Source organism: Streptomyces sp. SAS_270 (assembly GCF_052543295.1).
The window spans coordinates 22,204-45,837 of the sequence record NZ_JBMNDS010000072.1 but is presented as its reverse complement, the minus strand read 5'-3'; the positions used below and the strand labels follow the sequence as shown (position 1 = coordinate 45,837).

Below are 23,634 nucleotides of genomic sequence, written 5' to 3'. Positions count from 1 at the left end.
CGCGCTCCTTACAGTGAGGGAATGGAACTGCCCATGGTGTGGCGACAGTGGCTGGCTCGTCATGACCGGATCAGAGACGCGCTGCCCGCCGTTCCGCTGATCGTGATCGCCGTGGCGGCGACCGCCGTCGGCCCGTCCCACTGGCACGAGCCGCGGTGGGACGAGGTGGTGTGGACGGCGCTGTCGTGCGTGCCCCTGGCCTTCCGGAGTCGCTGGCCCCTGGGCGTCGCCCTCTTCACCCTGGCCGGCGACCTCACACTGATGGCCCTCGCCTGGCACATCTCGCCGACACCGGGGGCGAGTCTCGTCGCCCTGTACACCCTCGCCCTCCTCGGCAGCCGGCGCACCGCGTGGATCGTCGGCTCCTTGGCGGCCGTGGCGATCACCGGTGTCTACGCCGCGACCCACGCGCAGTCCGTGGTGGGGGGTCCCGGCCTGCTGCGGTTCGACCTCGCGATCGCGGCCACCGCGCTCGGCCGCACCGTCCTCAACCGCCGCCAGAACCTCGCGGCGGCCAGGGAAAGCGTGGAACACGCCGAACGCACACGGGAGGAAGAAGCCCGGCGCCGGGTCACGGAGGAACGCGTGCGGATCGCGCGCGACCTGCACGACGTGGTCGCCCACCACATCACCCTGGTCAACGCCCAGGCGGGGGTGGCCCACCATCTCATGCGCGCCAACCCGGAACAGGCCTACGCGGCACTGGCCCACATCAAGGACAACAGCCGCGCCGCGCTCGACGAACTGCGAGCCACCGTCGGTCTGCTGCGTCAGCCCGACGACGCGCCCGGGTCGCGTGCCCCCATCGCGACCCTGGCCGATCTCGACGCCCTGGTCAGCGGGTTCCGGGCGAGCGGGATACCCGTGTCGGTGGCCCGCGCCGGCGATCCGTCGCCCGTGGCACCCGCGACCGAGCTGACCGCCTACCGGATCATCCAGGAAGCGCTCACCAACACGCACAAACACGCCCCCGCGGCCCGGGTCGCGGTGGTGCTGGACTACGGGGTGCACTCGCTCCGGATCACCGTCACCGACGACGGGCGGCCGGGCGCGCCCAAGGGCGCGGGAACCGGCCACGGGCTGATCGGGATGCGCGAACGGGCCACCGCGATCGGCGGTACCGTGACCGCTGGGCCGCGGCCCGAGGGGGGCTTCCAGGTCGTCGCCGACCTGCCGCTCTCGCTCGCCCCCGCCACTGTCTGACCCCACGTGAGAAAAGATCGCCCATGGCCATTCGCGTCCTGCTCGCCGACGACCAGGCCCTGCTCCGGGGCACGTTCCGGCTCCTCATCGACGCACAGCCGGACATGGAGGTCGTCGGGGAGGCCTCCAACGGGCGGGAGGCGGTACGGCTGGCCCGGTCCGAGCGTGCCGACGTCGTGGTCATGGACATCCGGATGCCCGAGCTGGACGGCATCGAGGCCACCCGGCTGATCGCCCAGGACGAGGACCTGGCCGGGGTCAAGGTCCTCGTCCTGACCACCTTCGAGGAGGACGACCTCGTCGTAGAGGCCCTCCGGGCCGGCGCGAGCGGCTTCCTGGGCAAGGGGGTCGAACCGGGGCAGCTTCTCGACGCCGTCCGGCTCGTGGCCGCCGGCGAGGCGTTGCTCTCTCCCGCAGCCACCAGGGGCCTCATCGCCCGCGTCCTGGCCCACCCTGCCCCCGGCGACCTCGTCGACCCCCGCAGGCTGGCTACTCTGACTCCCCGGGAACAGGAAGTGCTGACCCTGGTGGGCTCCGGTCTGGCCAACGACGAGATCGCCGAACGCCTCTTCGTCACCCCGGTCACCGTCAAGACCCACGCCAACCGGGCCATGGCCAAGCTCGGCGCCCGCGACCGGGCTCAGCTGGTCGTCATCGCGTACGAGACCGGCTTGGTGCGCGCGGGAGAACGCCGGGGCTGAGGTGCGGGCCGGGCACGGCCGACGGCCTGCCGGCACCGCGCGCACGCGGGCCGGTCCGCCGCCGACCACCCGCCCGCCGCTCGGCCTCGGCGTCGCGGAGGGGTCTGAGATAGGTGGCCTTGAGCAGTTCCCGGGCCGCGCCGTCGAGCGCAGGCCTCTTGCCGTCGAAACCGGTCCGCGTGGTGACCGACACTCGGCTCGGCCGCAGCGGATCCATCAACTGCGCCTTCAGGGTGACGTAGAGCGCCGTCTCCCCACTTTCCTCGGTGGTGACCAACTCCAGGAACGTTCCCTGCTCCTGCACAGTGAGACCCCGGAACGCGCACGTGATGGAGAACGTGTGTGCCCGTCCGTTGCCTCCCGCGTGGAAATCGTCCTTGGTGATGCGGTAGAAGTCAGCCGCCGTCGTCAGCAGGCACAGCCGGATCGCGTCGACGATCGCGGTCTTCCCGCTGTCGTTCTCCCCCACCAGCACGCTGATGCCCGGGCCGAAGTCGGTCCGCAGCGACTCGTCTTCGTCTCCCCGCCGCTGCGGCGCCGAGCCGAAGATCCGAAAATTCTCGGCCCGCACATGCGCCAGGTACACCGAAGCTTCCCCCGGACAAGCCCGCACCCCTGCACAGCACAGGCGACGACAGCCGCCTCAAGTGCCCCACCCATTGCGGCTCGTGGCGTAAGCATACGAGAGTCATGTACACCCCAAAAAAGAGGAAAACGCGCTCGCTGACGCGCGAGGGCGTTCTCGCGATCACGGGCGGGCGTCTCCGAGGGCCCAAGGGAGAGGTCCGGCAGGGTGGCCTGGTCAGATTCCGAGTCCCGCGTAGGCGTCACATGTTGCGGGAGTGCCGAGCGTGTTGAGGGTGGACTCGACGCGGATCTTGCCGGACGGGGGTACGAGGTCGGGGTATTCGGAGGATCCTCCGGTGACGTTGTGCTTCGCGTCGTAGCAGATGATCCCGACGCGTGCGTCTTTCAGCGGCGTCGTGGTCGGGTTGCTGACCTCGAAGGTGCCGGTCGTATCGCCGTACTCGCCCTTGCTGACGTGGACGGCGCTGGTCGGGATCTTGGGGAACGGCTTGGTGGAGAAGGTTCCCTCGTCATCGACGAGGAGCGTGGCCTTGACCTTCGCAGCCTTCTCATTCGGCTTGACGTCGACCTGGGTCCCGACGACGAGCAACTGGTCAGGCCGGCTGAAGTTTTCAACCTGGCTTTCACTACCGATGATCTTGTTGTTCGCGTCGAGGACGTTGAACTGTACGGTGACGGTCTGACCGACATGTGCGGAGGTGTTGCGGACGAGGGAAGTAACCCACACGTACTCGTCCTGCTGGCCGAAGCCGCTGGCGACGAGCTGACCGGACGGCTTGGCGGCAGGCGAGCTTGTCGTCTTTGCGGGGCCGCCCGTGGCCTGCTCAACCACGTCGGGGTCTTTACCGCTGGCACAGCCAGTCAGGGCCAGGGCGCTCGTCGCGGTGGCCAGGATCGCTGCGGTTGGGAAGTTCATGTGGCGCCTCGGTTGTCGGGAAGGCTGCTGTGCGCGGGCCGTTGGGGACGGGCGTTTCCATTGTCGGAGCCGCGCAGGCGGTGCCTTTGGGGACTCCCCCTCGCCTTGCGGCGGCAGAGTAAAGGTTGCCCGTCCTGTCAGGTCGTGCCATTCACTGCCAGCAGCGAATGGCACGGGACCCAGCTGTGAGCGCGCGGTCTGGGTGTACCTGTCACCCATCTGTGGAGCATGTCCTGCGACTTGTCGGTGATTTTCGGGGCGTCGGGATCGGCTCGGTCTCACTGCCGCTCGCGTCGTAGTCGACGGTGAGGGTGGTGCCGCCGGGCAGTGTCTCCTTAACGAGCTGCCCGTCGCCGTCGATATACCGGTGAAGCTCAGCCACGTCGGCCAGAAAGTGGACCTCTGGGTGAAGATCGTCGGCGTCAAGATCGCCTTCCCCGTCAAGGTGAAGAGCATCACCTCCAACGGCTGGAGATTCGAAACCCGTTGGGGCCACCCGGACTTGCAGGTGCCGATAAATCATCCGCCCAGGTGACGGTCTTGATCATCGATCTTGGAACGTGCAGACCGCTGGTCCCCCGGTCTTCACCCGGGCAGAGCACGGGCGGCATCATGACCTCTCGTGCTGCTGCGTCTGACCTACCTCGCAGTCACGAACACCTTCGCGCTCCTGCGCCTGCTGCCGATGAGCGATCGCGAGAAGGAAGTTGAGATTCTCGCGCTGCGGCACCAGTTGCCGGTCCTGCAACGCCAGGGCGGCAAGCCCGCGTTCACCGATACTGACCGCGTGATCCTTGCCGGCCTGCTCCACCATCTGCCGAGGCAGGGGTTGCGGCGGCTCCTGCTGCTGGTTCGTCCGGACACGATCTTGCGCCGAGTAGTGCGCTCATCGACACCCGCCAGATCCGCTTCAACTCCATCAGCTTTGGCAGGTCCACCCGGCCGGCGAAGGCGCCCCGGATGTCTGCGGCGGGCATCAGCAGCTCCGCGACAGTCCCGCTGCGGCGGCCAGAGACTCGAACCGGCCACGCGCCCAACGCTTGTGCTGCCAGACGATCAGGCGGGCCGCCTCGTGCTGCGGGCCCACGAGTCCGGGAGTGGCATTCAGGAACGCACGCCCTCTTCCTCACGGGATAGGAGACCGGTCGGCAGTACGACCCCGAGCCCTGGCAGTCGATGAATTCAGGCCTCGGACAACATAGTGAAGCGGTTCCTGGGACCTTGGTGACGGTCGCCCATGAAGTACCTGCAGCGGGCCTTGCGACCCTGCGGCACGGGGATTCATGCGGGCAATGCGTGACAACAGACAGGCGTGGCCGTTCGACACGGAAGCCCCCGAGGAACTGTTGGGACGCACCGGCTGGAAGTTCGTTGAGGTCCTCCGCGAGCTCTTCGACAAGCTGAAGGCCAAGCACGGCACCGTACTGGTGATCGTCGACCAGCCCGCCTCAATCGGCGCCCTGCCCTTGGCCGTCGCCCGCAACGTGGGCTGCCAGGTCGCCTACCTGCCCGGATTAACGATGCGGCGGAGCGCCGACCTCTACCCCGGCGAGGCCAAAACCGACGCCAGGGACGCCTTCATCATCGCGGACGCCGCCCGCACCATGCCCCACAACCTGCGCTCGCTGGAACTGACCGACGAGATCACCGCCGAGCTCACCGTCCTCGTCGGCTTCGACCAGGACCTGGCCGCCGAGGCCACCCGCACCAGCAACCGGATCCGCGGCCTGCTCACCCAGTTCCACCCGTCCCTGGAACGGGTCCTGGGCCCCCGTCTGGACCACCAGGCCCTCACCTGGCTGCTGGAACGCTACGGATCCCCGGCCGCGCTGCGAAAAGCCGGACGCCGCAGGCTGGTTGAGGTAATCCGGCCCAAGGCCCCGCGCATGGCGAAGCGACTGATCGACGACGTCTTCGAGGCGTTCGACGAGAAGACCGTCGTGGTCCCGGGCACCGGCAACCCGGGCCTGCCGAGTGACGCGAACAGGCCCGCGATCCAGGGCTCCGGAAGTTGCGGTTGGCCGACAGGTTCTTCGTAGGGATCCACTCCCTCTCCGCGTGCCGGCCCGGTGACGGATCGTAGGAGCGGCATCGCGGCGAGCGCAGCAGAACTCGAGAACACCCCCAGCCGCACGGCCAGACGATCTTGACGGAAGTCATCCGCCCGTGACCAGCCCGAGCATCCAGAACCCCACGCACACCAGACCCCTGACCTGCGGCTTCACGGCACAGGTGATTTCGGATCCGGTCACCGACCGCGGAAGTCCAGTTCGGGGCGCGGACTGTTCGGCGCCGTCAACCGCGTCGTCCCGAACGACGACCTGGGTCTGGAAGCGACTCGCCTCGCGCGCAAGCTGGCGAACGGCCCCACACGCGCCAATGCCGTACACAAGTGCAAACCAGGTGGCTGGGCTTCGTGGCCAGCGAGGGAGAGCACTGGAAAGTGCCATCTCCCACTGCTCTACCATTCGATCTTGAAGAGTGGTGGAAAACAGCAGGTCGCGGCGGCTCGGGACACGTCGACATAAGTTCGTTCATGAAGTTCATCTCGCACAAGAGTTTCATGCCGTTCGTCTGGTACCGGATCGCCCTCGGCATCGTGATCATCGCGCTGGTGGTGACGGGCGCGCTGAGCCCGCACGCCGCGGAGTCGGCGGGCTAACGCCCGTCCGGGGCCCCCAGGCCGCCTGGCAGCCCCTTCCCGTCCGGAGAGTCAGACCCGTCCAGGGCCTCCGGAAAGGGGGCCGCCCAGGGTTCCTGCTCGACCCGCACCCCGTTCGCGACGTATGCGATGGTGCGGTACCACCCGGCGAGGACCAGCAGTTCCAGGGCCTCGCGCTCGTCGAGATGAGCACGCAGGCCGTGCCACGCCGAGTCGCTCAGGTGCGACGTGGCGTGGAGTTCGTCCACGGCGCGTAGCAGGGCGGTCTGCCGAGGGGACCAGGCCGGGTCCTCGGGGCCGCCGGTCGCGGTGAGAGCGACCTGTTCCGGGGTGAGTCCGGCCGGTTCGGCGTACGTCGCGATGTGCACGCCCCACTCGTAGGCGCAGCCGCAGAGTGCGGTGACGCGGGCGATCACGAGTTCCCGGTCGGCATCGCCGAGCCGCCCGTGGACCAGGAGTCCCGCACCGAGTGCCCGCATGCGCGAGGCGAGTTCGGGGTGGCGTTCGAGGACCTTGAACAGCATCAGGGGTTCGCGGGTGACGCCCGGTGGCATCCAGCGGTGCAGCGCGCGGTCGGTCTCCGGCTCGTAGGGCGGCGCGACGCCGTCAATGCGCTGGTTCATGGCCGCGTTACCGGCTTCGTTGACTTCATCGGCTTCATCGGCTCCATGACCGTACCCTTGCGCTTCTGAAATCGAAGCGCAAGGGTACGGCTTGGACGACTTCGGTCGGCCTGAACAACTTCCGCGGAGAGGTACGCACTTGTCCACGACGCCCGTCCCGGCTGCGTCGCCCTCCGGGACGCCTGTACCCGCGGCGGGCCCCGATCGGCTTCCGGGACCGCTGCTGACGTGGTCCCACGCCTGGGCGGACCGGGAGTGAGGCACTGCGTCAAGTGCTCGCGATTCCGCCCGAACAGCCCGTCCAAGTCCTCGCTGATCCAGCCAAGTTGACCGACCCGGCACCCGCCGGCCGTGACCAACCACATACGTCATGAGTAGCCGACTGGTAGCGCAGTGTCAGTCCTTGCCCCTAGGCTTGTCGGCATGTCCCCCGATTCCATCTCCCCTGGTTCCGTGCGTTCCTCCGCCGCGTTAAACGAGCAGATCCGCGCGCTGTGGATACGCACCAGCGGCTCCTTGTCGGCTCAGGAGCGCGCGGAGTACGAACTGCTGGTCGTGGAATGGGCCGCGGCGATCCGCGGTGAGGTCGTCGAGGCGGCCTGAGACGGAAGGCTCCGGCGCGCACCACTGCACGGCGCCTGAGGAGTCCAGGCCTTGAGGGCGTGAGGACACACCGCCCCCGGCGACCCGAACAGGGCCTGGCGAGGAAGCTGCGGCCTGATCAGTGAGCGGCGAGCGCTTTGTCTATGCGCCGCAACGTTCCCTCGTGCGTGACCCACCTGCTCAGGCTCTCCAGCTCCGTCCGTGCCGCCCGGTCCCCGATCCGAGCCAGGGCAACGATGCCCGCCTCGGCCACTTCGGGAGAGCGGGGAGCGTCTCCTGACCGATGGTCCAAGGAGGTCTCGACGAGGCCGACGAGGGCGAGGACGGTGTCCGGTTGAGGCGGAAGGAAAGAGAGCATCCAGGCAAGCCCACGCAGAACATGGGCATTGTAGGGGTCGAAGCGCGCGTTCACATCGAACGCGAGGTGCGGATGGCCGACAAGCGGGATCGTCCGATCCAGGCAGGCCAGCTCGAACCACTCCAGCACAGCTCGCCGTACCGCCTCTGGGCCGGCGGCATCCAGCAGAGCCAGTGCGGTCTGTCTCCACTTCGCCGACGGTGCGGTGGCGGTCACCGGGGCGGCATGGGCCAGCAACCGCTGCCACGGCTCTCCCCCAGCGGTCACTTCCTTGAGCGCCTGGTCGGCCCACGGCTCCCCGGGATTGAGCACCGGACCAGGGAACTTGGCCAGCAGATTCCGCATTCCGGGTTCCGTGCCGTTCGCGGCCGCATGGGTGCGCCGGACACCTGGCAGGGTCGCCGCAGCGTTTGTCCGCCGGAAGGCGGCCAGGATCGCGGGATCGGGAGTACGCCCGGCTGCGAGTTCCGCATCGGCCAGTTCCCAGATCCGGTGGGACGACCAGATGACGTACTGGTCGCTCAACCTGAACAGCCGTTCCTGACGTTCGGCAGCAAGCAGGTCCCCATCCAGGCCGGAGGCAACTCCGGAAGCGACCGTGAGCAGTTCGGTATGGAGGTAGTCGACGTCCCGCCTGAATTCCTCGGCCGTCCCCTCGTTCTCCACATGGGCGTACCAACGCGCCCAGATACCCGCGAGCTCCAGCCGGTCATCGTCGGGCAGCCCCCGCAACACCTCCATGTTCTCGACCCCTACGCCCGTCATGGAACCGTTGTTGCAGGCGGCCCGCATGACGGCGCGGGACAGCTCCTGCAGATCACCGCGCCCGGCGAGGTCGCGGTACAGGACGGCCTGTTCCACCAGCAAGTGAGTGTTCCGCATCCATCTGCTCATGACCGGCAGCGTAGAAGAGGCCACTGACATCAAACATGCCCGGTCGGCTGAGGGACCGATGGGAAACCGGTGGGGGATTGATCGTTCGCCGGTGTCAGCGTGTGGCGCGGGAAGCGGCCGGGGCTGCCGAATATCACTGCACACCCCCTTGGCGTGGCACGTTCCGTGGCCAACACTGTGCCGATGACGCAGCGTGTGGAGCTTGCGACGGTGATGGACCGGCTTGCCGTCGACGAACTCGTCACCGAGTACGCGGTGGCGGTGGACGACGGTGACTGGGAGGCCTACCGAGGGCTGTTTACGCCGGACGGGCGTGCGGACTACCGCTCGGCCGGCGGCATCGAAGGAGACGCCACAGACGTTTCGGGGTGGCTCGCCCAGAGCATGCAGTTGTTTCCCATGCGCCAGCATCTGATCGTGAACCGGCGCGTGCGGTTCGGGATTCTGGACCAGGACACCGGTGACACGGCCCGCGTCCGGGCCGACTACGTCAATCCGATGCGGTTCGCGGGGCACGATGGGGGGTCCACCACACCCGACTTCGTGTGCGGCGGCCGCTACACGTTCGGGCTGCTGCGCACGGACGACGGCTGGCGGTTGCGCGCCGTGGTCGTCGAGGAGAAGTGGCGCCTCGCCCCGCAGCACCGCCCGGAGCCCGCCCCTTCCTGAACTCGCACCCTCCTGCAGCAGGCCCCCTGTCGGAGATCGTCTCCGACGCGCACACTGAAGGCACCCATGGGGTAGGGAGGCGCCGTATGAAGATGCCAAGCAGTTGGCTCGCCTCCCCGTGGCGGCGCGGAACGCTCGCCGCACTGGCCGGAGCCCTGCCCGTATTCGCCTTTCCTGCCCCGTCCTTGTGGTGGTTCGCGTACGTCGCCCTGGTCCCGTGGATCCTGCTCGTCCGCTCGGCGCCCACGGGCAAACGAGCCGCGTACGACGGATGGCTCGGCGGACTCGGGTTCATGCTGGCCGTGCACCACTGGCTGCTGCCGAGCCTGCATGTCTTCACGGTGCTGATCGCGGCGCTGCTCGGCGCGCTGTGGGCTCCGTGGGGCTGGCTCGTGCGCCGGTTCCTCGCAGGCGTGCCGTCGGGCGGGCAGGTCACCGCCGCGCTCGTGGTCGTGCCCTCGGGCTGGCTGATGGTCGAACTCGTCCGGTCCTGGCAGGGGTTGGGCGGGCCATGGGGTCTGCTCGGGTCCAGCCAGTGGCAGGTGGAGCCCGCGCTGCGGCTGGCCTCGGTCGGCGGGGTGTGGCTGCTCAGCTTCCTGGTGGTCGCGGTCAACGTCGCGCTCGCCGTACTCGTGTCGGTGCGGGAGTCCCGTATCCCCGCCGTGGCCATTCCCGCCGTCGCCGGGCTGGTCGCCACGGCCGCCGCGACGTCGGCGGCCTGGGTGTGGGCGCCGCGCCCCGAGGCGGACGGCAGGGTGCGGATCGCCGTCGTGCAACCCGGTGTCGTCGACGGCATCGACAGCGGTGACAAGCGGTTCGCGCGTGAGGAGCAGCTCACCCGTGCGCTGGCCGGCCAGGACGTGGACCTGATCGTGTGGGGCGAGAGCAGCATCGGCGTCGACCTCGCCGACCGCCCCGACCTAGCGAGTAGGATTTCCAAACTCTCTCGTGAACTGGACGCCGACATTCTCGTGAACGTGGACGCCCGACGCTCCGACCGGCCCGGCATCTACAAGAGTTCGGTCCTGGTGGGACCTCAGGGCCCGACCGGCGACCGCTACGACAAGATGCGGCTGGTCCCCTTCGGCGAGTACATCCCCGCGCGTTCCCTGCTGGGCTGGGCAACCTCGGTCGGCAAGGCGGCGGGCGAGGACCGCAGGCGCGGTAGCGAGCAAGTGGTGATGGACGTCGGGCACGGGCTGCGGGTGGGCCCGATGGTGTGCTTCGAGTCGGCGTTCCCCGACATGAGCCGGCATCTGGCCGAGGACGGCGCCGAGGTGCTCCTCGCGCAGTCGTCGACGTCCTCGTTCCAGCAGAGCTGGGCTCCCGAGCAGCACGCGTCACTGGCGGCGCTGCGGGCCGCCGAGACCGGCCGCTCGATGGTGCACGCGACACTGACCGGCGTCTCCGCCGTCTACGGTCCCAGCGGCGAGCGGATCGGCTCCTGGCTCGGCACGGGCGCGAGCACCTCGGCGGTGTACGACGTGCCGCTGGCGCGGGGCGTCACGCCGTACGTCCGGTTCGGCGACTGGCCGGTGCACGCGGCGCTGCTGGTGCTGGCCGCCCTGTGCGCCACGGAGGGCGCCCGCGCCCTCAGGCTGCGGCGGACCGCTCCTGGATCGTCCGTACCACCCGCTCGCACAGTTCGTGAGTCGCCAGCGCGTCCCGGGCGCTGAGCACCTTGCCCGCGCGGACGGCGTCGAGGAAGGCGAGCACCACCTGCTCGATGCCGCGCTGCCGGGCCACCGGCACCCAGTCCCCGCGCCGCCGTACGGTCGGCTGCCCCTTGTGGTCGACGACCTCGGCGAGATTGAGCACCTGGCGCTTGGTGTCCTGCCCGGAGACCTCAAGGATCTCCTCCGCGGAGCCGCTGAGCCGGTTCATCACACCGAGCGCGGTGAAGCCGTCGCCGGCGAGCTGCAGGACGACATGGTGCAGCAGCCCGTCCTCGACCCGGGCCCGCACAGTCACGTCGTCGACCGGGCCCGGCGCCAGGAACCGCAGCGTGTCCACGACGTGGATGAAGTCGTCGAGGATCATCGAGCGGGTCTCCTCGGGGAGCCCGATGCGGTTCTTCTGCATCAGGATCAGCTCACGCGGGTGGTCGGCGCACTGCGCGTACGCGGGTGCGTAGCGTCGGTTGAAGCCGACGGCGAGACTGACGTTGCGCTCCTCCGCGAGCCGCACCAGGCGCTCGGAGTCGGCGAGTTCGTACGCGAGCGGCTTGTCGACGTACGTCGGTACGCCCGCTTCCAGGAGCCGCGTCACGATCTCGGGGTGCACGGCGGTCGGCGCGTGCACGAACGCCGCGTCGAGGCCCTGGGCGAGCAGCCGGTCGAGGTCGGTGTGGCGCTGCGCGTCCGGGAGGTGGAGCGTGTCGGCGACCCGGGCGAGTGTCCCCGGCGTACGCGTCTGGAGGTGCAGCTCCACCCCGGGCTGCACGCCGAAGACCGGCAGGTAGGCCTTCTGCGCGATGTCGCCGAGTCCGATGCAGCCGACCTTCACAGGGGTCTCCTCAGGGGATGCTCGCCGGATTTCAGGGCCCCGGCTACCGGGTGCGGGCCTGGTTCTCGGCCTCCCCGGAAGCATACGGCGACCGGGGCGACCCCCAGTCGGCGATGTCGTCGAAGCCGCGCAGGAAGAGCGCGGGGTCCGTGGAACCCGCCCGACAGAAAACACCGCGCCCGCTCCCCCGGCGATCCGCAAAGATGTGGCCATGACCATCGACCGCACAGAACCCTCCACAGACGCCGACGAGCGCACCATGCTGGAGGGCTGGCTCGACTACCACCGCGGGATCCTCGCGACGAAGTGCGCGGGCCTGGACGACGCCCAGCTCAGAACCGCATCCGTGCCGCCCTCCGAGTTGTCCCTGCTCGGTCTCGTACGGCACATGGCCGAGGTGGAGCGAGGCTGGTTCCGCAAGGTCCTCGTGGACGACGACCCCGGGCCGATCTATTTCAGTGACGAGGACCCGGACGGCGAGTTCCACCTCACCGAGGCGGACACCTGGGACGAGGCGCACGCGACCTGGCAGGGCGAGATAGAGATCGCCCGGCACAACGCGGCGCGGTTCGCCCTGGACGACTTCTCCAAGGGCACGAGCAAGTCCACCGGCACCCCCTTCAACCTGCGCTGGATCTACACCCACATGATCGAGGAGTACGCGCGTCACAACGGTCACGCCGACCTGATCCGGGAGCGCATCGACGGCGCCACCGGCGACTAGGGGGTGTTTTAAAAGTCCCGCACAGCACCCACGGCGCCCGGCACGCACCCTCGCCGCACCGGCCGAAGCCCCAAGTACGTCCAGTACGAGGGCCTTCGTCCGGCACGCCGAGGGCACGCACCGAACACCGCGGGCACCGCACAGGACTTTCAAAACACCCCCCAGGGCCCCTCCGGCGTCACACCGGACGCGCCGACGCCCACCGGAGGAGCGGAAGGATCACCCGTGCGGGGCATCCTCCGCTTGTCCGCTCCCCCAAAGCGGTCCGGACCCAGCAGAGTTGCGCGGGTGCATCGAACGAGGACCACCGCAACGCTCCTGGTCACCGTGGCTGTCACGGCCCTCTCCGGCTGTGTGACCGTCCAGCGACCGCCCGTCCCCGGCCCGGCGGCCGCGCCGTCGCGGCCGTCGGCGCCCCGCCCTGACGGTAAGGCAGGGCCGCAGAGAACAGAGCCGCAGATCGTGCAGGCACCGGCCCGGGAGGCACTGGAGCTCATCGGGCCGTCCAGGAAGCCGTCACCGGACGCGCGGGCGACGCGACCGTCGGCCGGCCCCGCTCCCGAAGAGGCATCGGGGACCACTCCACGTCGTCGGCACACCCTCCCCCAGCCGAAGGAGCGGCGGGAGCCGCACCGTCCCGCGCCGCGCACCGTCACCCCGGCCGTGCCCAAGGGCGTACCGATGAACCAGCAGGATGTGTGTGCCCTCGGCCGAAAGTACGGCGGCTGGAAGGCGGACAGCCCGCAGGCGGTCATCTGCAGGCAAACGTACGGCCGTTGACGAACGGGCCGGACCCGTACACCTGATTTCAAGGACGGACGACGCTACGGCCGCTGTCGCGGCGGCCCGAGCGTCTCCCCTCCGGGACCGTCGAAGGGCCGTGACTCCTCCGCCGACATGCCGTCTCCCGCGAGCTGCAGCTCCAGGCGTCCGATCGCCGCTCGCACGCCGTCCCCGTAGGGATCGTCGCCGAGGGCGCCGTCGGCTCCGCGGGCCCGGCGCAGATGGCTGCGGGCGGCCTCGCCACGGCCGAGCTTCACATAGTCCGCGGCGAGATTCAGATGCAGCGACGGGTAGAACGCGCGCACCGCGAGGGAGCGGTGATGCGCGGCGACCCGCCCGTCGCTGAGCTCGTCGGCGGCCGACAACGCCCTCAGGTCCCAGGCGAGTTCGTCGCAGGGGTCGTCCTGGGTGTCCGCCATGTAGTGGGCGAGCGTGCAGCGGTGCAGGGGGTCTCCGTCCTCCCCGATCTCCGCCCACAGGTCCAGGAAGCGGCCCCGAGCCTCCTCGCGGTCGCCGCCGTGGTGCAACATGACGACCTGTCCGATCCGGGTCATCATGGCGTCCGGTGCCGCCTGCTCCTGTTGCTCCGCCACCGCGTCCTCCAGGCTCGTCACTGTCCCTCAGACGCTAACGGCAGCCGCTGACAATCACGCTCAGGCGGCTCCGTACGCCACTGGGCCAGGCCGGTGACGGTCCCGGCCCGGTGGCATGCCGGTCAGCCCAGGTTCGGGACGGTCCAGTCGATGGGGTCGTGGCCCTGCTTCGCGATCGCCTCGTTGATCTGTGTGAAGGGGCGCGAGCCGAAGAACTTCTTCGCGGACAGCGGCGAGGGGTGCGCGCCCTTGACCACGACGTGCCGCTCCTCGTCGATCAGCGGCAGCTTCTTCTGCGCGTAGTTGCCCCACAGGACGAAGACCGCCGGGTCGGGACGGTCGGCCACCGCGCGGATCACCGCGTCCGTGAAACGCTCCCAGCCCTTGGCCTTGTGCGAGTTGGCCTCGCCGCCGCGCACCGTGAGCACCGCGTTGAGCAGCAGGACTCCCTGCTGGGCCCACGGCATCAGGTAGCCGTTGTCGGGAACGGGGGTGCCCAGCTCCGCGTTCATCTCCTTGTAGATGTTGCGCAGCGACGGGGGGATCTTCACGCCGGGCCGGACGGAGAAGCAGAGGCCGTGCCCCTGGCCCTCGCCGTGATAGGGGTCCTGACCGAGGATCAGCACCTTCACCCGCTCGTACGGCGTCGCGTCGAGCGCGGCGAAGACCTCTTCCCGCGGAGGGTGGACGGGACCCTTCGCACGCTCCTCCTCGACGAACTCGGTGAGTTCCTTGAAGTAGGGCTGCTGCAGCTGCTCGCCCAGGACGCCTTGCCAGGACTCGGGCAGCATGGCGGTGTCGGTCACGTCAACTTCCTCCGTTGTGCGATCACTTCCAGGCAACAGAACCTACAGGCGACCACTGACAATCGGATCCGACCCCCGGGCTGCCGGGGCTACCAGCTGGTCTTGCGGTCCAGCTCCCACATCATCATGATCGTCGACGGGTCGAGGGCCTGCTCGGCTCCGGCGATCTCCTCGCTCACGGCGACGTACTGCTTGCCCTGCCACAGCGGCAGCAGCCGGGCGTCGTCGACGAGGATCTGCTGGGCCTCCTGGAACTCCTTGACCACGGCGCCCCGGTCGCTCTGGCGCCGCGACTCGGGCAGCAGGGTGTTGGTGATCTGCGGGGCCGGGTAGGGCGTCCCGAGCGCGTTCTGATCACCCACGAAGGGCGCGATGAAGTTGTCGGCATCCGGGAAGTCGGGGAACCAGCCGCGTCCGAACACCTGGTACTCGCCCTTGCGGTACCCCGCTTCGTACGTCTTCCAGGGGCGGCTCTTGAGGGTGACCTTGAACAGGCCGGAGTCCTCGAGCTGCTGCTTCAGTTCCTCGAACTCCGGGCGGGTCTCGGAGCCGTACCGGTCGGTGGTGTACCAGAGCGTGAGGGGGACGTGGCCGGTGATGCCGGCTTCCAGGAGGAGCTTGCGGGCCTTGGAGGAACTGGGTTCGCCGAAGTCGTCGAAGTAGGCGGTGCTGTGCCCGGCCAGTCCCGCCGGGACCATGGAGTACAGCGGGTCGACGGTGTCCTTGTAGACCTTGTGCGCGATGGCCGGCCGGTCGATGATCTGCGCGATCGCCTTGCGGACCGCGGGCTTCTTCGCCCACGGGTCCTTCGGGTTGAACACCAGGTAGCTGATCTCGATGCCCGCGTTCTCGACGAGTTCGAGACCCTCCTGCGACGCGTGCGCCTGGAGCGAGACGACGTCCGAGGCGGCGAGACCGCGGTAGGTGACGTCGATCTTCTTGTCCTTGAGCGCCTTGACCATCGGGGCCGAGCTCTGGAAGTAGCGGATGGTGACCGCGTCGTTCCTGCGCTGGGCGAAGCCCTTGTAGTGGTCGTTGGTGACGAGTTCGGCCTGCTTGCCGTCCTCGTAGGACTTCAGGCTGTACGGCCCGGACCCGAAGACCTTGCCGTCCTTGCGCAGGGAGTCGGCGGGATAGTCGTCGGGGTCGACGATCGACATGGCGGGCGTCGCGAGGACGAACGGGAAGGTCGCGTCGGACTTGTTGAGGTGGAAGACGAGCTCGCGGTCGCCCAGTGCCTGGACCCGGTCGAGGCTTCCCAGCAGGCCCGCAGGACCGCCCTTCACGTTGATCTTCCTGATGCGGTCGATGGAGTACTTGACGGCCCTCGCGTCGAGCGTGTCACCGTCGGAGAACTTCATGTCCGAGCGCAGGATGCAGCGGTAGGTGCGGTTCGCGGTGTCCGTGAACTTGCAGCTCTCGGCCGCGTCGGGCTGGGGCGTCGTCGCACCGGAGGGGTAGCTCAGCAGCGTCTGGTAGATGTTGCGGAACAACTCCCAGGAGCCGTCCCAGGAGGCGGCCGGATCCAGTGTGCTGGGGGCACTGGTCGTGCCCACGACGATCGGTCCCTTGTCGTCGGACGATCCCGAGGAGAGCACACCACATCCGGCCACCAGGGATATGGATGTGATCGCCGCCAGTTGCCGCAGACATTGGTTCCGGTTGAACACGCGCTCGCTCCTCGATCTGCCATACCAAGGGTCGGCAGACCATACCGCAGTGCCACGCCGGGTGAACCCCTTCCCAACGCGGGCACTTGATCAGCGCGCATATGACGACGTTGTCAGAGACCTGTGCGGTTGTTGTATGTCGAGCAGCACCTGTTGTACATCGGCACGGGCGCGCTTCTCGTCCGGCGCGCCCGCACCGACGTTCCCGCCGAGGTCAGCGGCCTCGGCGTCACTGTTCCCGCGGAGGTCAGCCGACCCCGGCGTTGAGGAAGATGCCACCGTCGACCACGAGCGTCTGGCCGGTGACCCAGTCCGACTGCTGCGAGGTGAGGAATGCGGCGGCGCCGCCGATGTCGGCGGGCACGCCGAGCCGGCCGAGCGGGTAGGCCGCGGCGGCCTCCTCCTCGCGTCCCTCGTAGAGGGCCTGCGCGAACTTGGTCTTCACGACGGCGGGGGCGATCGCGTTGACCCGCACCTTCGGCGCGAACTCGTGCGCCAGCTGCACGGTCAGGTTGATCATCGCGGCCTTGCTCATGCCGTACGCGCCGATGAACGGCGAGGGGGCCACGCCCGCCACGGAGGCGATGTTGACGATCGCGCCGCCGTTCTCGCTCTGCCAGGCCTTCCAGGTCAGCTGGGCGAAGCCGAGCGCCGAGATCACGTTCGTCTCGTAGACCTTGCGCGCCACGCCCAGGTCGAGGTCGGCCATCGGGCCGAACACCGGGTTCGTGCCGGCGTTGTTGACCAAGTAGTCGACGCGGCCGAAGGCCTCCATGGTGCGCTCGACGGCGGCGGCTTGGTGAGCCTCGTCGTGGGCCTTGCCCGCGATGCCGATGACGCGCTCGGCGCCGAGCGCCTCGACGGCCTCCTTGAGGGCGTCCTCGTTGCGTCCGGTGATGCAGACGCGGTCGCCGCGGGCGATCAGGGCCTCCGCGACGCCGTAGCCGATGCCGCGGCTGGCGCCCGTGATGAGGGCGACCTTGCCGGAGAGTACGGGAAGTGCAGTCATGTCGGTGTCCCCCGGCCCTAGTTGAGCGGTCCGCCGGCCACGTACAGCACCTGGCCCGAGACGAAGCCCGCGTCGTCGCCGGTGAAGAAGGCGATGGCGTTCGCGATGTCGTCGGGGAAGCCCACGCGCTGCACGGGGATCTGGGTCGCCGCGGCGGCCTGGAACTCCTCGAAGCCCATGCCGACCCGGGCGGCGGTGGCGGCTGTCATGTCGGTGACGATGAAGCCGGGTGCGACGGCGTTGGCGGTGACGCCGAACTTGCCGAGCTCGATCGCGAGGGTCTTGGTGAGGCCCTGCAGGCCCGCCTTCGCGGTGGAGTAGTTGGCCTGGCCGCGGTTGCCGAGCGCCGAGGACGACGACAGGTTCACGATCCGGCCGAACTTCGCGTCGACCATGTGCTTCTGGATGGCCTTGGCCATCAGGAAGGCGCCGCGCAGGTGCACGTTCATGACCGTGTCCCAGTCGGACGCGCTCATCTTGAACAGCAGGTTGTCGCGGAGCACACCCGCGTTGTTCACCAGGATCGTCGGCGCCCCGAGCTCCTCGGCGATGCGCGCGACGGCGGCCTCGACCTGGGCCTCGTCGGAGACGTCGCAGCCCACCGCGAGGGCCTTGCCGCCCGCCGCGGTGATCTTCTCCACGGTGTCCTTGCACGCGGCCTCGTCGAGGTCGATCACCGCGACGGCGCGGCCCTCGGCTGCCAGTCGTACGGCGGTCGCGGCGCCGATGCCGCGCGCGGCGCCGGTGACTACGGCGACGCGCTGCTCAGTGGTGGACATTGCTGGTTCTCCTCGCCCTTGGGAAAAGCCCTGCCTACGGCTCCCACGGTACGCCCGTCCGGTGAGCGACCGCTTAGTACCTTCAGTGGAGGTGACGCTAGAAGCCCTGGCACTCGGTGTCAACGGCCTGCGGCGCCGGTGTGATCCATTACCTGACCAGCAGGTCGAGCAGCCGCTCCAGCTCGGCCCGTGGATCGGCGGTGAGCCCGGTGTGCACCGGCCCCGGCTGCACGACCGTCGACCGGGGCGCGATCAACCAGCGGAAACGCCGGCCGGCGTCGTCGCGCGCCGCCTGTCCGGCTACCTCGCCTCCGGCGCAGACGCTCTCGACGGCACCGAGTGCGGCCCGGACGCCCGCGACGTCCGCCTCCGGGTCGAGGGCCCGCAGCTTGGTCTCGTCCAGATGGGTGCGGACCATGACGAAGGACCGGGCGCGGCAGTACACGAGCACGCCCGCGTTGAAGTACTCGCCGCGCTCGACCCGCGGCACCACCCGCAGCAGCGCGTACTCGAAGACGTCCCGCTCGCTCACTTCTCCCCCTTGACCGGTACGTCGACCTTCACGCGCGCGTGGATGTCGGCAGCCCGGGCGAGCAACGGCTCCGCGTAGGCGCGGCGGAGCGCGTCGGTCGACTCGAAGCCGGGCTCGTCCGCCAGCCACTCCTCCGGGATCTGGGCGGTCACCTCGGCGAGCAGGTCCTCCGTGACCAGCGGTGCCAGCTCGGCCGCGGCCGCGGCGACGTCCGGTGCGAAGGGCGCGAGCGCGTGGTCGGAGGCGTCGTACGGCTTGGCGGCGGAGGTCCGTGCGCCGGGCCAGTTGTGGTGCCAGATCATGGTGGCGCCGTGGTCGATGAGCCACAGGTCGCCGCGCCACATCAGCAGGTTGGGGTTGCGCCAGGAGCGGTCGACGTTGTTGACCAGTGCGTCGAACCAGACGATCCGGCCGGCCTCCTCGGGGCTCACCGTGAAGGCGAGGGGGTCGAAGCCGAGCGCGCGGGAGAGGAAGTCCATGCCGAGGTTGGTGCCACCGCTGGACTTGAGCAGCTCCTGCACCTCCTGGTCGGGTTCGCCGAGGCCCAGCACCGGGTCGAGGCCGATCGTCACCAGCCCGGGCACGCGCAGGCCCAGCCTGCGGGCGAGCTCACCGCAGACGACCTCCGCGACGAGCGTCTTGCGGCCCTGCCCAGCGCCGGTGAACTTCATGACGTACGTCCCGAGATCGTCGGCCTCGACGAGCCCCGGCAGCGAGCCGCCCTCACGCAGGGGCGTGATGTAGCGGGTCGCGACGACCTCTTTCAACACTTTCCTAGGCCACCTGTCTCTTCAGCCTTGAAATCCACTAACACTGCCAGGGAGGCGCCGCAGCGGGAATCGCCCGTCAACGGCCCTGGGGAGAATCTGGGGAGTTTCGACTGTCATGCAGTTCTCTCCGCTTCCCGAGGAGTCCGTCGATGGCGGTTCGCCCCTTACTTCCGGCCTCCGGCATGAAGTGAGCATAGTAACCAAGGGTGATCGCGGGCGAGGAGTGCCCGAGCCACCGCGCCAAGGTCACGACGGACTCTCCGGCCTCCAGCATGAGCGAGGCATAGGTGTGCCGCAGCACGTGGAAGCCGTCCTTCGGGGCCGCCGCCCACTGCCAGGGTTTCGCTCCCTTGGCACGTGGCGGGATGATGCCGGCCTCGGCCAACGCGGGCTTCCAGGTGTAGGTGTTCCACGTGTTCACCGCGACGGCATTGCCGAATCGCGTGGTGAGGAGCAGCGAGAACTTCCTCCCCGGCCCTTCCGGCTTCCCCCATGGAAGCTCCACCTCCACCGGCGGGAACGCTTCAACGTGGCGCTTCAACTCCTCGGCAACCGAGGAGGGCATGTCGACGACACGGGTCTTCTTCCCCTTCGGCAGGGTGAAGTACAACCTCCCCTTGATCGCCTGGACTTGGCGGCGGACATGAAGCACGCCTCTCGCGTAGTCGATGTCCTCCGGACTCAATCCGAACACCTCACCCTGACGGAGCCCGCACCCCAGACCGAGGACGACGGTTATCCGGTTACGCGGGTTGATGACGTCGCGGACTCGCAGCGCCGCCCCCAACAGCCAAGCCTCGCGGCGCTCCTGTGGCGCCTTGGGCCACCGCACGGACTTCGCATGCATGGGGTTCCCGGCGAGCCGCTTGTCATCGACCGCCGCCTCAAGAATGGAGGAGAGCTCGGAAAGGATGCCGCGCTGGTAGTCGACCGAGGAGACGGTTGATTCCAACTTGGCTATGTACGCGCGCAGATCCGCCGCCGTGATGTTCCTGAGGGGAATTTGCCCCAGGTGCGGAACGATGTGAAGGCGCGCTCTTCGCTCCTGGTTGTCCTGGGTCTTCGGAACACCGCCTCTGCCGGGCGCCCAGTGCGTCTCGATGTAATCGGCCAGCGTGATGGATCCGTCGCGCGGGTCCACGAACTCGCCCCGCTCTTCGTCCGTGGCTGCCCGACGAAGCCACGCCTTGGCGTCCTCCAGCGTATCGAAGGATCGGTCCCGGACCCCGGGTATGCCAGCGACCTTGTACCGCTTCCCCTTGCCGTAGCGAGCGGTTTTCTCCCGTTTCCCAGTGACCGGGTCCTTCTTCTTCTTGATCCAGCGGTCTTCTATGTAGCCGGCCAGGTGAGTCTCCTTATTCGAGGGGGGAAACGGCATTCAACGACATACAGCGCGTCAGGCGCTGGGGCCGCTAACGCGATGCTGCGGAGCTGCGCTCAGCGGATTGAGGGCCACATTGGACCGCGAATCTGCCTGCTCCTGCTCCCGGACCCAGGCGTCGAGGACTTCCAGCCTGTACATGACGCGGCCACGTGGACCCATGCGGAAGCTCGGTGGTCCCTGCCGCCGATGGCGCCAGACGTAGAGGGTGTGGGGTGAGAGACCGAGGTACTCGGCGGCCTCCTTCACGGTCAGGAACGCCGTACGTACGACGCCCAGGGAAGCGAGGGACGGGACAAGCAACGGCTGTGCGGGCATGCGAGGCTCTCGGTGAGGTGCGGACGGGGCGACAAAGCAGAACCAACAACGCCAAGGCCCCACGCCGAATCGGCGGAAGCATCGCCATCTTTCAACTAACAGGCGCTGCGGATTCAGGGCAGCAGGGGGCGGGGGCCGCTCATACCTCCTTTCGTCTTATGCGGCACTGCCTACTGCGTCCGCCACGGCTCCACCGCCAAGCACAGCCGGGTGCGAACACCATCAATGCTCTGCACGATCCCCGGTTTCGGTAACCGGCGATCGTCTGCTATACAGCGCCTTGCACGAAGAGAGCCTTCCCTAGACCAAGCAAATGCGGGTTCTCTGGACTGCCGTGGCGGCTGGCCGCCATGCCAGTCGGCCAGCAAGCCCACGCCTTTCACTGGCCAGAGGGTTTCTGGGTCGTTGTACGTTGACATGATCCCCCGTGGAGATTCCAGTCCGTTCGAACCCTTTCTCGTCTGCCGTGAGCTGAAGACCGGGATCCAGCCGGCGCTATCGAGAGCCCGTGAAGTGTCTTTGCGCGAGTGGCAGGGTGAGGATCGGGGCAGTGTCCGCCCATGAGGTCGGATCTAGCGGCGTATGACGCGGTCATCATGGACTGGGACGGCACGGTCGTGGACTCGCAGCCCATGAACTTCCGCTGCCTGGCTGAGGCACTGAAAGCGTATGGGGTGCGGTTACGGGAGGGTTGGTACCGCGAGCGATTAGGGACGTCGGTGGATGGGCTGCTGGCGGATCTCGGCATCTCGGTACCTCTCGGCGACGTTCTCGACCACTGTGGCGAACTGATCATCGAAGAGTTGCCGTCGTTGAAGGCATTCCCGATGGTGGTCGATTGGCTGGAGCGTGCTCGTGAGGATGGGCTGGTCTGTGCGGTGGCGTCCGGCGGCGGTAGCGCCGTGGTCCGTGCCGGCATCGAAGCCACGGGGCTGACGCACCTGTTCGATGTTGTAGTGACCCGCGAGGACGCAGTCCGGGGCAAGCCGGCGCCCGACCTGTTTCTCGAGGCTTCACGGCAGCTTCGAGTGCCGCCGCAACGGTGCCTCGTGGTTGAGGACGCGGAGGAAGGGCTGGCGGCAGCTCGAGCCGCAGGGATGGACGCGGTTGACGTGCGTCCATACGTGACATCCAGCTGGTGACCTGGTCGTCTCACACGGCAAGGAGAGCCTTGAGTTCCTCCGCAAACTCCATAACGGCGGGGTCCAGGGTGTAACGGCGCTGCAGGGTGCGACTTGCTTTCGTCGGGCGCCGCGGCAGGCGACGCAGGATGGTCAGGGCCACAGCCGGATACCGCGTTTGGGTCCATACCCAGATCAGCTTTCGAAGTTCACCGACAATCAGCGAGTGTCAGAGCCTGGGAGAGCCCGCACAGGTGAGTGCACCTACTTCGCCTGCGCGGGCTGACATCCGCCCAGCAGGGCATCGAACCAGAAGACGTCCCGGGACGTCCGGCCGACCACCGTCCGGCCCCCGCGCTCTACGTCATAGTCTGCCGAGCATGGATCTCACCATTTGGGCCCGTGACCTGGCCGGGTCCCTCCTCGTCGAGTCCCTGCCGCGGCGCTGGGCACACTCTCAGGGAGTCGCTGTAAAGGCGCAGTCCCTGGCGGGAATCCTGAGTGCCGATGCGGAACTCCTGTGGGCCGCAGCGATGCTGCACGATATCGGCTACGCGCCGTCACTGGCTACGACGGGATTCCATCCGCTGGACGGCGCCCGCTACCTGCGCGACCACTCAGCCGCCGACGAACGCCTGGTACGGCTGGTCGCCAACCACTCGTACGCGCTGTTGGAGGCGGATGAGCGCGGGCTGCAGGAGGCGCTGGAGGCCGAGTTTCCGATCCTTGACCACTCCGAGCTGGTGGATGCTCTCGCGTACTGCGATATGACCACCACCCCGGACGGCACCCCTACCACCGTGGATGCCCGGCTGGCGGAGATCCTCACTCGATACGATCGCGACAGCATCGTCGGCCGATTCATCCGCCGTGCCGACGCGGATCTCCGAGCTGCTGTGCGCAGAGTCGAAGCCCGGCTGCTCTTGGCAGAGCGGTAAGGGAGCGCATGGCGCTCAGTCGACGTGCGGGTACGTCCCGTCCAGATAGTGGGCGATCTGTCGGCGCATCGAGGGATGGATGTCGTACGAGTCCAGGTCGCCGGGTAGGACCCAGCGGACGTCGTCGGCTTCGTCGTTGATGGTCGGTTCGCCGCCGACGGGGCGCCCGATCACGGTCACCTCGTATGCCTGCCGGATCTCGCCGTCGGTGTAGGCGACTACGTGTTCGGGGAGCGAGTAGACGCCGAGTAGCCCGATGGGCACGACATCGACTCCGGTCTCCTCCCTGCACTCCCTCACCGAGCACTGGGCCGGGGATTCTCCGATGTCCATTGCTCCGCCGGGGAGCGCGTATTGACCGGTGTCGCGGCGGCGTTGCAGGAGGATCGCTCCGTCGGTCTCCCTGGCGGCGAGCATGTTGCACGCCGGGATCAGCGTGTTCGGCTTGGGTGCGTTCTCGTCGTACCAGTACTCCGTACGTCCCATCG

General features: G+C 68.4%; 25 protein-coding genes and 2 pseudogenes. 11 read left to right on the top strand and 16 right to left on the bottom strand.

Annotated features, from left to right (window positions below):
• Positions 1-21: 21 nt before the first annotated feature.
• Positions 22-1,203: a sensor histidine kinase gene (locus ACN6LB_RS34950; protein ID WP_445029344.1), complete on the top strand. Its 1,182-nt coding sequence runs from the start codon at positions 22-24 to the stop codon at positions 1,201-1,203.
• A gap of 23 nt (positions 1,204-1,226) precedes the next feature.
• Positions 1,227-1,904: a response regulator gene (locus ACN6LB_RS34945; protein WP_445029343.1), complete on the top strand. Its 678-nt coding sequence runs from the start codon at positions 1,227-1,229 to the stop codon at positions 1,902-1,904.
• On the opposite strand, the gene ACN6LB_RS34940 is transcribed toward ACN6LB_RS34945, so the two are convergent.
• Together ACN6LB_RS34940 and ACN6LB_RS34935 are read right to left on the bottom strand one after the other, a co-directional pair.
• The gene (locus ACN6LB_RS34940) at positions 1,855-2,490 is read right to left on the bottom strand and encodes an ATP-dependent nuclease (RefSeq protein WP_445029342.1); all 636 of its coding nucleotides are present in this window, start codon (positions 2,488-2,490) and stop codon (positions 1,855-1,857) included. The two genes, ACN6LB_RS34945 and ACN6LB_RS34940, sit on opposite strands and share 50 nt — an antisense overlap.
• A gap of 216 nt (positions 2,491-2,706) precedes the next feature.
• On the bottom strand, positions 2,707-3,408 hold the full coding sequence (locus ACN6LB_RS34935; RefSeq protein WP_445029341.1) for a hypothetical protein: 702 nt from the start codon (positions 3,406-3,408) through the stop codon (positions 2,707-2,709).
• A gap of 367 nt (positions 3,409-3,775) precedes the next feature.
• Here ACN6LB_RS34935 and ACN6LB_RS34930 point away from each other — a divergent pair, with 367 nt between their 5' ends.
• Entirely contained in the window at positions 3,776-3,943 is a 168-nt protein-coding gene (locus tag ACN6LB_RS34930; protein ID WP_445029340.1) for a hypothetical protein, read from the top strand.
• A gap of 75 nt (positions 3,944-4,018) precedes the next feature.
• On the opposite strand, the gene ACN6LB_RS34925 is transcribed toward ACN6LB_RS34930, so the two are convergent.
• Positions 4,019-4,222 (bottom strand): hypothetical protein, encoded by a 204-nt coding sequence (locus ACN6LB_RS34925; RefSeq protein WP_445029339.1) that lies wholly within the window; start codon positions 4,220-4,222, stop codon positions 4,019-4,021.
• A 565-nt stretch (positions 4,223-4,787) separates the two neighbouring features.
• On the opposite strand from ACN6LB_RS34925, the pseudogene ACN6LB_RS34920 reads away from it, so the two are divergent.
• Together ACN6LB_RS34920 and ACN6LB_RS34915 are read left to right on the top strand one after the other, a co-directional pair.
• Positions 4,788-5,366, top strand: a pseudogene (locus ACN6LB_RS34920) (IS110 family transposase); the annotation flags it as partial.
• A gap of 566 nt (positions 5,367-5,932) precedes the next feature.
• A pseudogene (locus ACN6LB_RS34915) lies at positions 5,933-6,070 on the top strand (undecaprenyl-diphosphatase); the annotation flags it as partial.
• On the opposite strand, the gene ACN6LB_RS34910 reads toward ACN6LB_RS34915, so the two are convergent.
• Entirely contained in the window at positions 6,067-6,693 is a 627-nt protein-coding gene (locus ACN6LB_RS34910) for a carboxymuconolactone decarboxylase family protein (protein WP_445029338.1), read from the bottom strand. The pseudogene ACN6LB_RS34915 and the gene ACN6LB_RS34910 overlap by 4 nt on opposite strands.
• A gap of 423 nt (positions 6,694-7,116) precedes the next feature.
• On the opposite strand from ACN6LB_RS34910, the gene ACN6LB_RS34905 reads away from it, so the two are divergent.
• Positions 7,117-7,296: a hypothetical protein gene (locus ACN6LB_RS34905; protein ID WP_356138740.1), complete on the top strand. Its 180-nt coding sequence runs from the start codon at positions 7,117-7,119 to the stop codon at positions 7,294-7,296.
• A 118-nt stretch (positions 7,297-7,414) separates the two neighbouring features.
• On the opposite strand, the gene ACN6LB_RS34900 is transcribed toward ACN6LB_RS34905, so the two are convergent.
• Complete coding sequence (locus ACN6LB_RS34900; RefSeq protein ID WP_445029337.1) at positions 7,415-8,515, bottom strand: hypothetical protein; 1,101 nt, start codon at positions 8,513-8,515, stop codon at positions 7,415-7,417.
• Between the two features lie 216 nt (positions 8,516-8,731).
• Here ACN6LB_RS34900 and ACN6LB_RS34895 point away from each other — a divergent pair, with 216 nt between their 5' ends.
• The gene (locus ACN6LB_RS34895) at positions 8,732-9,217 is read left to right on the top strand and encodes a nuclear transport factor 2 family protein (RefSeq protein ID WP_356138744.1); all 486 of its coding nucleotides are present in this window, start codon (positions 8,732-8,734) and stop codon (positions 9,215-9,217) included.
• An 86-nt stretch (positions 9,218-9,303) separates the two neighbouring features.
• Positions 9,304-10,893: an apolipoprotein N-acyltransferase gene (lnt, locus tag ACN6LB_RS34890; protein ID WP_445029336.1), complete on the top strand. Its 1,590-nt coding sequence runs from the start codon at positions 9,304-9,306 to the stop codon at positions 10,891-10,893.
• Here the strand turns inward: lnt and ACN6LB_RS34885 are convergent.
• Positions 10,811-11,722, bottom strand: coding sequence for a Gfo/Idh/MocA family protein (locus ACN6LB_RS34885; protein ID WP_445029335.1), 912 nt, complete (start codon positions 11,720-11,722; stop codon positions 10,811-10,813). The two genes, lnt and ACN6LB_RS34885, sit on opposite strands and share 83 nt — an antisense overlap.
• Before the next feature lie 211 nt (positions 11,723-11,933).
• Between ACN6LB_RS34885 and ACN6LB_RS34880 the strand changes: the two genes are divergently transcribed.
• A complete protein-coding gene (locus ACN6LB_RS34880; RefSeq protein ID WP_445029334.1) occupies positions 11,934-12,446 on the top strand; it encodes a DinB family protein in 513 nt (170 codons plus the stop codon).
• Positions 12,447-13,270: 824 nt separating this feature from the next.
• On the opposite strand, the gene ACN6LB_RS34875 is transcribed toward ACN6LB_RS34880, so the two are convergent.
• From ACN6LB_RS34875 to ACN6LB_RS34835, 9 genes are all read right to left on the bottom strand, one after another.
• Positions 13,271-13,822, bottom strand: a complete 552-nt coding sequence (locus tag ACN6LB_RS34875) for a hypothetical protein (protein WP_445029351.1) — start codon at positions 13,820-13,822, stop codon at positions 13,271-13,273.
• A 122-nt stretch (positions 13,823-13,944) separates the two neighbouring features.
• Complete coding sequence (gene ung / locus ACN6LB_RS34870; protein WP_445029333.1) at positions 13,945-14,628, bottom strand: uracil-DNA glycosylase; 684 nt, start codon at positions 14,626-14,628, stop codon at positions 13,945-13,947.
• An 89-nt stretch (positions 14,629-14,717) separates the two neighbouring features.
• Positions 14,718-16,298 (bottom strand): ABC transporter substrate-binding protein, encoded by a 1,581-nt coding sequence (locus tag ACN6LB_RS34865; RefSeq protein ID WP_445029332.1) that lies wholly within the window; start codon positions 16,296-16,298, stop codon positions 14,718-14,720.
• Positions 16,299-16,545: 247 nt separating this feature from the next.
• A complete protein-coding gene (locus ACN6LB_RS34860) occupies positions 16,546-17,307 on the bottom strand; it encodes an SDR family oxidoreductase (protein WP_445029331.1) in 762 nt (253 codons plus the stop codon).
• A gap of 17 nt (positions 17,308-17,324) precedes the next feature.
• Positions 17,325-18,086: a 3-oxoacyl-ACP reductase FabG gene (fabG, locus tag ACN6LB_RS34855; protein ID WP_356138759.1), complete on the bottom strand. Its 762-nt coding sequence runs from the start codon at positions 18,084-18,086 to the stop codon at positions 17,325-17,327.
• A gap of 148 nt (positions 18,087-18,234) precedes the next feature.
• Positions 18,235-18,618, bottom strand: a complete 384-nt coding sequence (locus ACN6LB_RS34850; protein WP_356138761.1) for a DUF3037 domain-containing protein — start codon at positions 18,616-18,618, stop codon at positions 18,235-18,237.
• Positions 18,615-19,388: a HipA family kinase gene (locus ACN6LB_RS34845; RefSeq protein WP_445029330.1), complete on the bottom strand. Its 774-nt coding sequence runs from the start codon at positions 19,386-19,388 to the stop codon at positions 18,615-18,617. The genes ACN6LB_RS34850 and ACN6LB_RS34845 overlap by 4 nt, the downstream gene beginning before the upstream one ends.
• Before the next feature lie 76 nt (positions 19,389-19,464).
• Positions 19,465-20,766, bottom strand: a complete 1,302-nt coding sequence (locus tag ACN6LB_RS34840; protein WP_445029329.1) for a tyrosine-type recombinase/integrase — start codon at positions 20,764-20,766, stop codon at positions 19,465-19,467.
• Positions 20,767-20,784: 18 nt separating this feature from the next.
• The gene (locus tag ACN6LB_RS34835; protein WP_445029328.1) at positions 20,785-21,087 is read right to left on the bottom strand and encodes a helix-turn-helix transcriptional regulator; all 303 of its coding nucleotides are present in this window, start codon (positions 21,085-21,087) and stop codon (positions 20,785-20,787) included.
• 560 nt (positions 21,088-21,647) lie between these two features.
• On the opposite strand from ACN6LB_RS34835, the gene ACN6LB_RS34830 reads away from it, so the two are divergent.
• On the top strand, positions 21,648-22,229 hold the full coding sequence (locus ACN6LB_RS34830; protein WP_445029327.1) for an HAD family hydrolase: 582 nt from the start codon (positions 21,648-21,650) through the stop codon (positions 22,227-22,229).
• A gap of 359 nt (positions 22,230-22,588) precedes the next feature.
• Complete coding sequence (locus ACN6LB_RS34825; RefSeq protein ID WP_445029326.1) at positions 22,589-23,146, top strand: HD domain-containing protein; 558 nt, start codon at positions 22,589-22,591, stop codon at positions 23,144-23,146.
• 15 nt (positions 23,147-23,161) lie between these two features.
• Here ACN6LB_RS34825 and ACN6LB_RS34820 read toward each other — a convergent pair whose 3' ends face one another.
• A complete protein-coding gene (locus ACN6LB_RS34820) occupies positions 23,162-23,632 on the bottom strand; it encodes an NUDIX hydrolase (protein WP_445029325.1) in 471 nt (156 codons plus the stop codon).
• Positions 23,633-23,634: the final 2 nt, after the last annotated feature.

Excerpts from the sequence above, each read along its gene's own strand:
- ACN6LB_RS34945 (WP_445029343.1), top strand. The coding sequence starts at position 1,227 with ATGGCCATTCGCGTCCTGCTCGCCGACGACCAGGCCCTGCTCCGGGGC.
- ACN6LB_RS34950 (WP_445029344.1), top strand. The coding sequence starts at position 22 with ATGGAACTGCCCATGGTGTGGCGACAGTGGCTGGCTCGTCATGACCGG.
- fabG (WP_356138759.1), bottom strand. The coding sequence starts at position 18,086 with ATGTCCACCACTGAGCAGCGCGTCGCCGTAGTCACCGGCGCCGCGCGC.
- ACN6LB_RS34860 (WP_445029331.1), bottom strand. The coding sequence starts at position 17,307 with ATGACTGCACTTCCCGTACTCTCCGGCAAGGTCGCCCTCATCACGGGC.
- ACN6LB_RS34925 (WP_445029339.1), bottom strand. The coding sequence starts at position 4,222 with ATGGTGGAGCAGGCCGGCAAGGATCACGCGGTCAGTATCGGTGAACGC.
- ACN6LB_RS34820 (WP_445029325.1), bottom strand. The coding sequence starts at position 23,632 with ATGGGACGTACGGAGTACTGGTACGACGAGAACGCACCCAAGCCGAAC.
- ACN6LB_RS34830 (WP_445029327.1), top strand. The coding sequence starts at position 21,648 with ATGAGGTCGGATCTAGCGGCGTATGACGCGGTCATCATGGACTGGGAC.
- ACN6LB_RS34935 (WP_445029341.1), bottom strand. The coding sequence starts at position 3,408 with ATGAACTTCCCAACCGCAGCGATCCTGGCCACCGCGACGAGCGCCCTG.
- lnt (WP_445029336.1), top strand. The coding sequence starts at position 9,304 with ATGAAGATGCCAAGCAGTTGGCTCGCCTCCCCGTGGCGGCGCGGAACG.
- ACN6LB_RS34895 (WP_356138744.1), top strand. The coding sequence starts at position 8,732 with ATGACGCAGCGTGTGGAGCTTGCGACGGTGATGGACCGGCTTGCCGTC.
- ACN6LB_RS34840 (WP_445029329.1), bottom strand. The coding sequence starts at position 20,766 with ATGCCGTTTCCCCCCTCGAATAAGGAGACTCACCTGGCCGGCTACATA.
- ACN6LB_RS34905 (WP_356138740.1), top strand. The coding sequence starts at position 7,117 with ATGTCCCCCGATTCCATCTCCCCTGGTTCCGTGCGTTCCTCCGCCGCG.
- ACN6LB_RS34880 (WP_445029334.1), top strand. The coding sequence starts at position 11,934 with ATGACCATCGACCGCACAGAACCCTCCACAGACGCCGACGAGCGCACC.
- ACN6LB_RS34835 (WP_445029328.1), bottom strand. The coding sequence starts at position 21,087 with ATGCCCGCACAGCCGTTGCTTGTCCCGTCCCTCGCTTCCCTGGGCGTC.
- ACN6LB_RS34825 (WP_445029326.1), top strand. The coding sequence starts at position 22,589 with ATGGATCTCACCATTTGGGCCCGTGACCTGGCCGGGTCCCTCCTCGTC.
- ACN6LB_RS34910 (WP_445029338.1), bottom strand. The coding sequence starts at position 6,693 with ATGAACCAGCGCATTGACGGCGTCGCGCCGCCCTACGAGCCGGAGACC.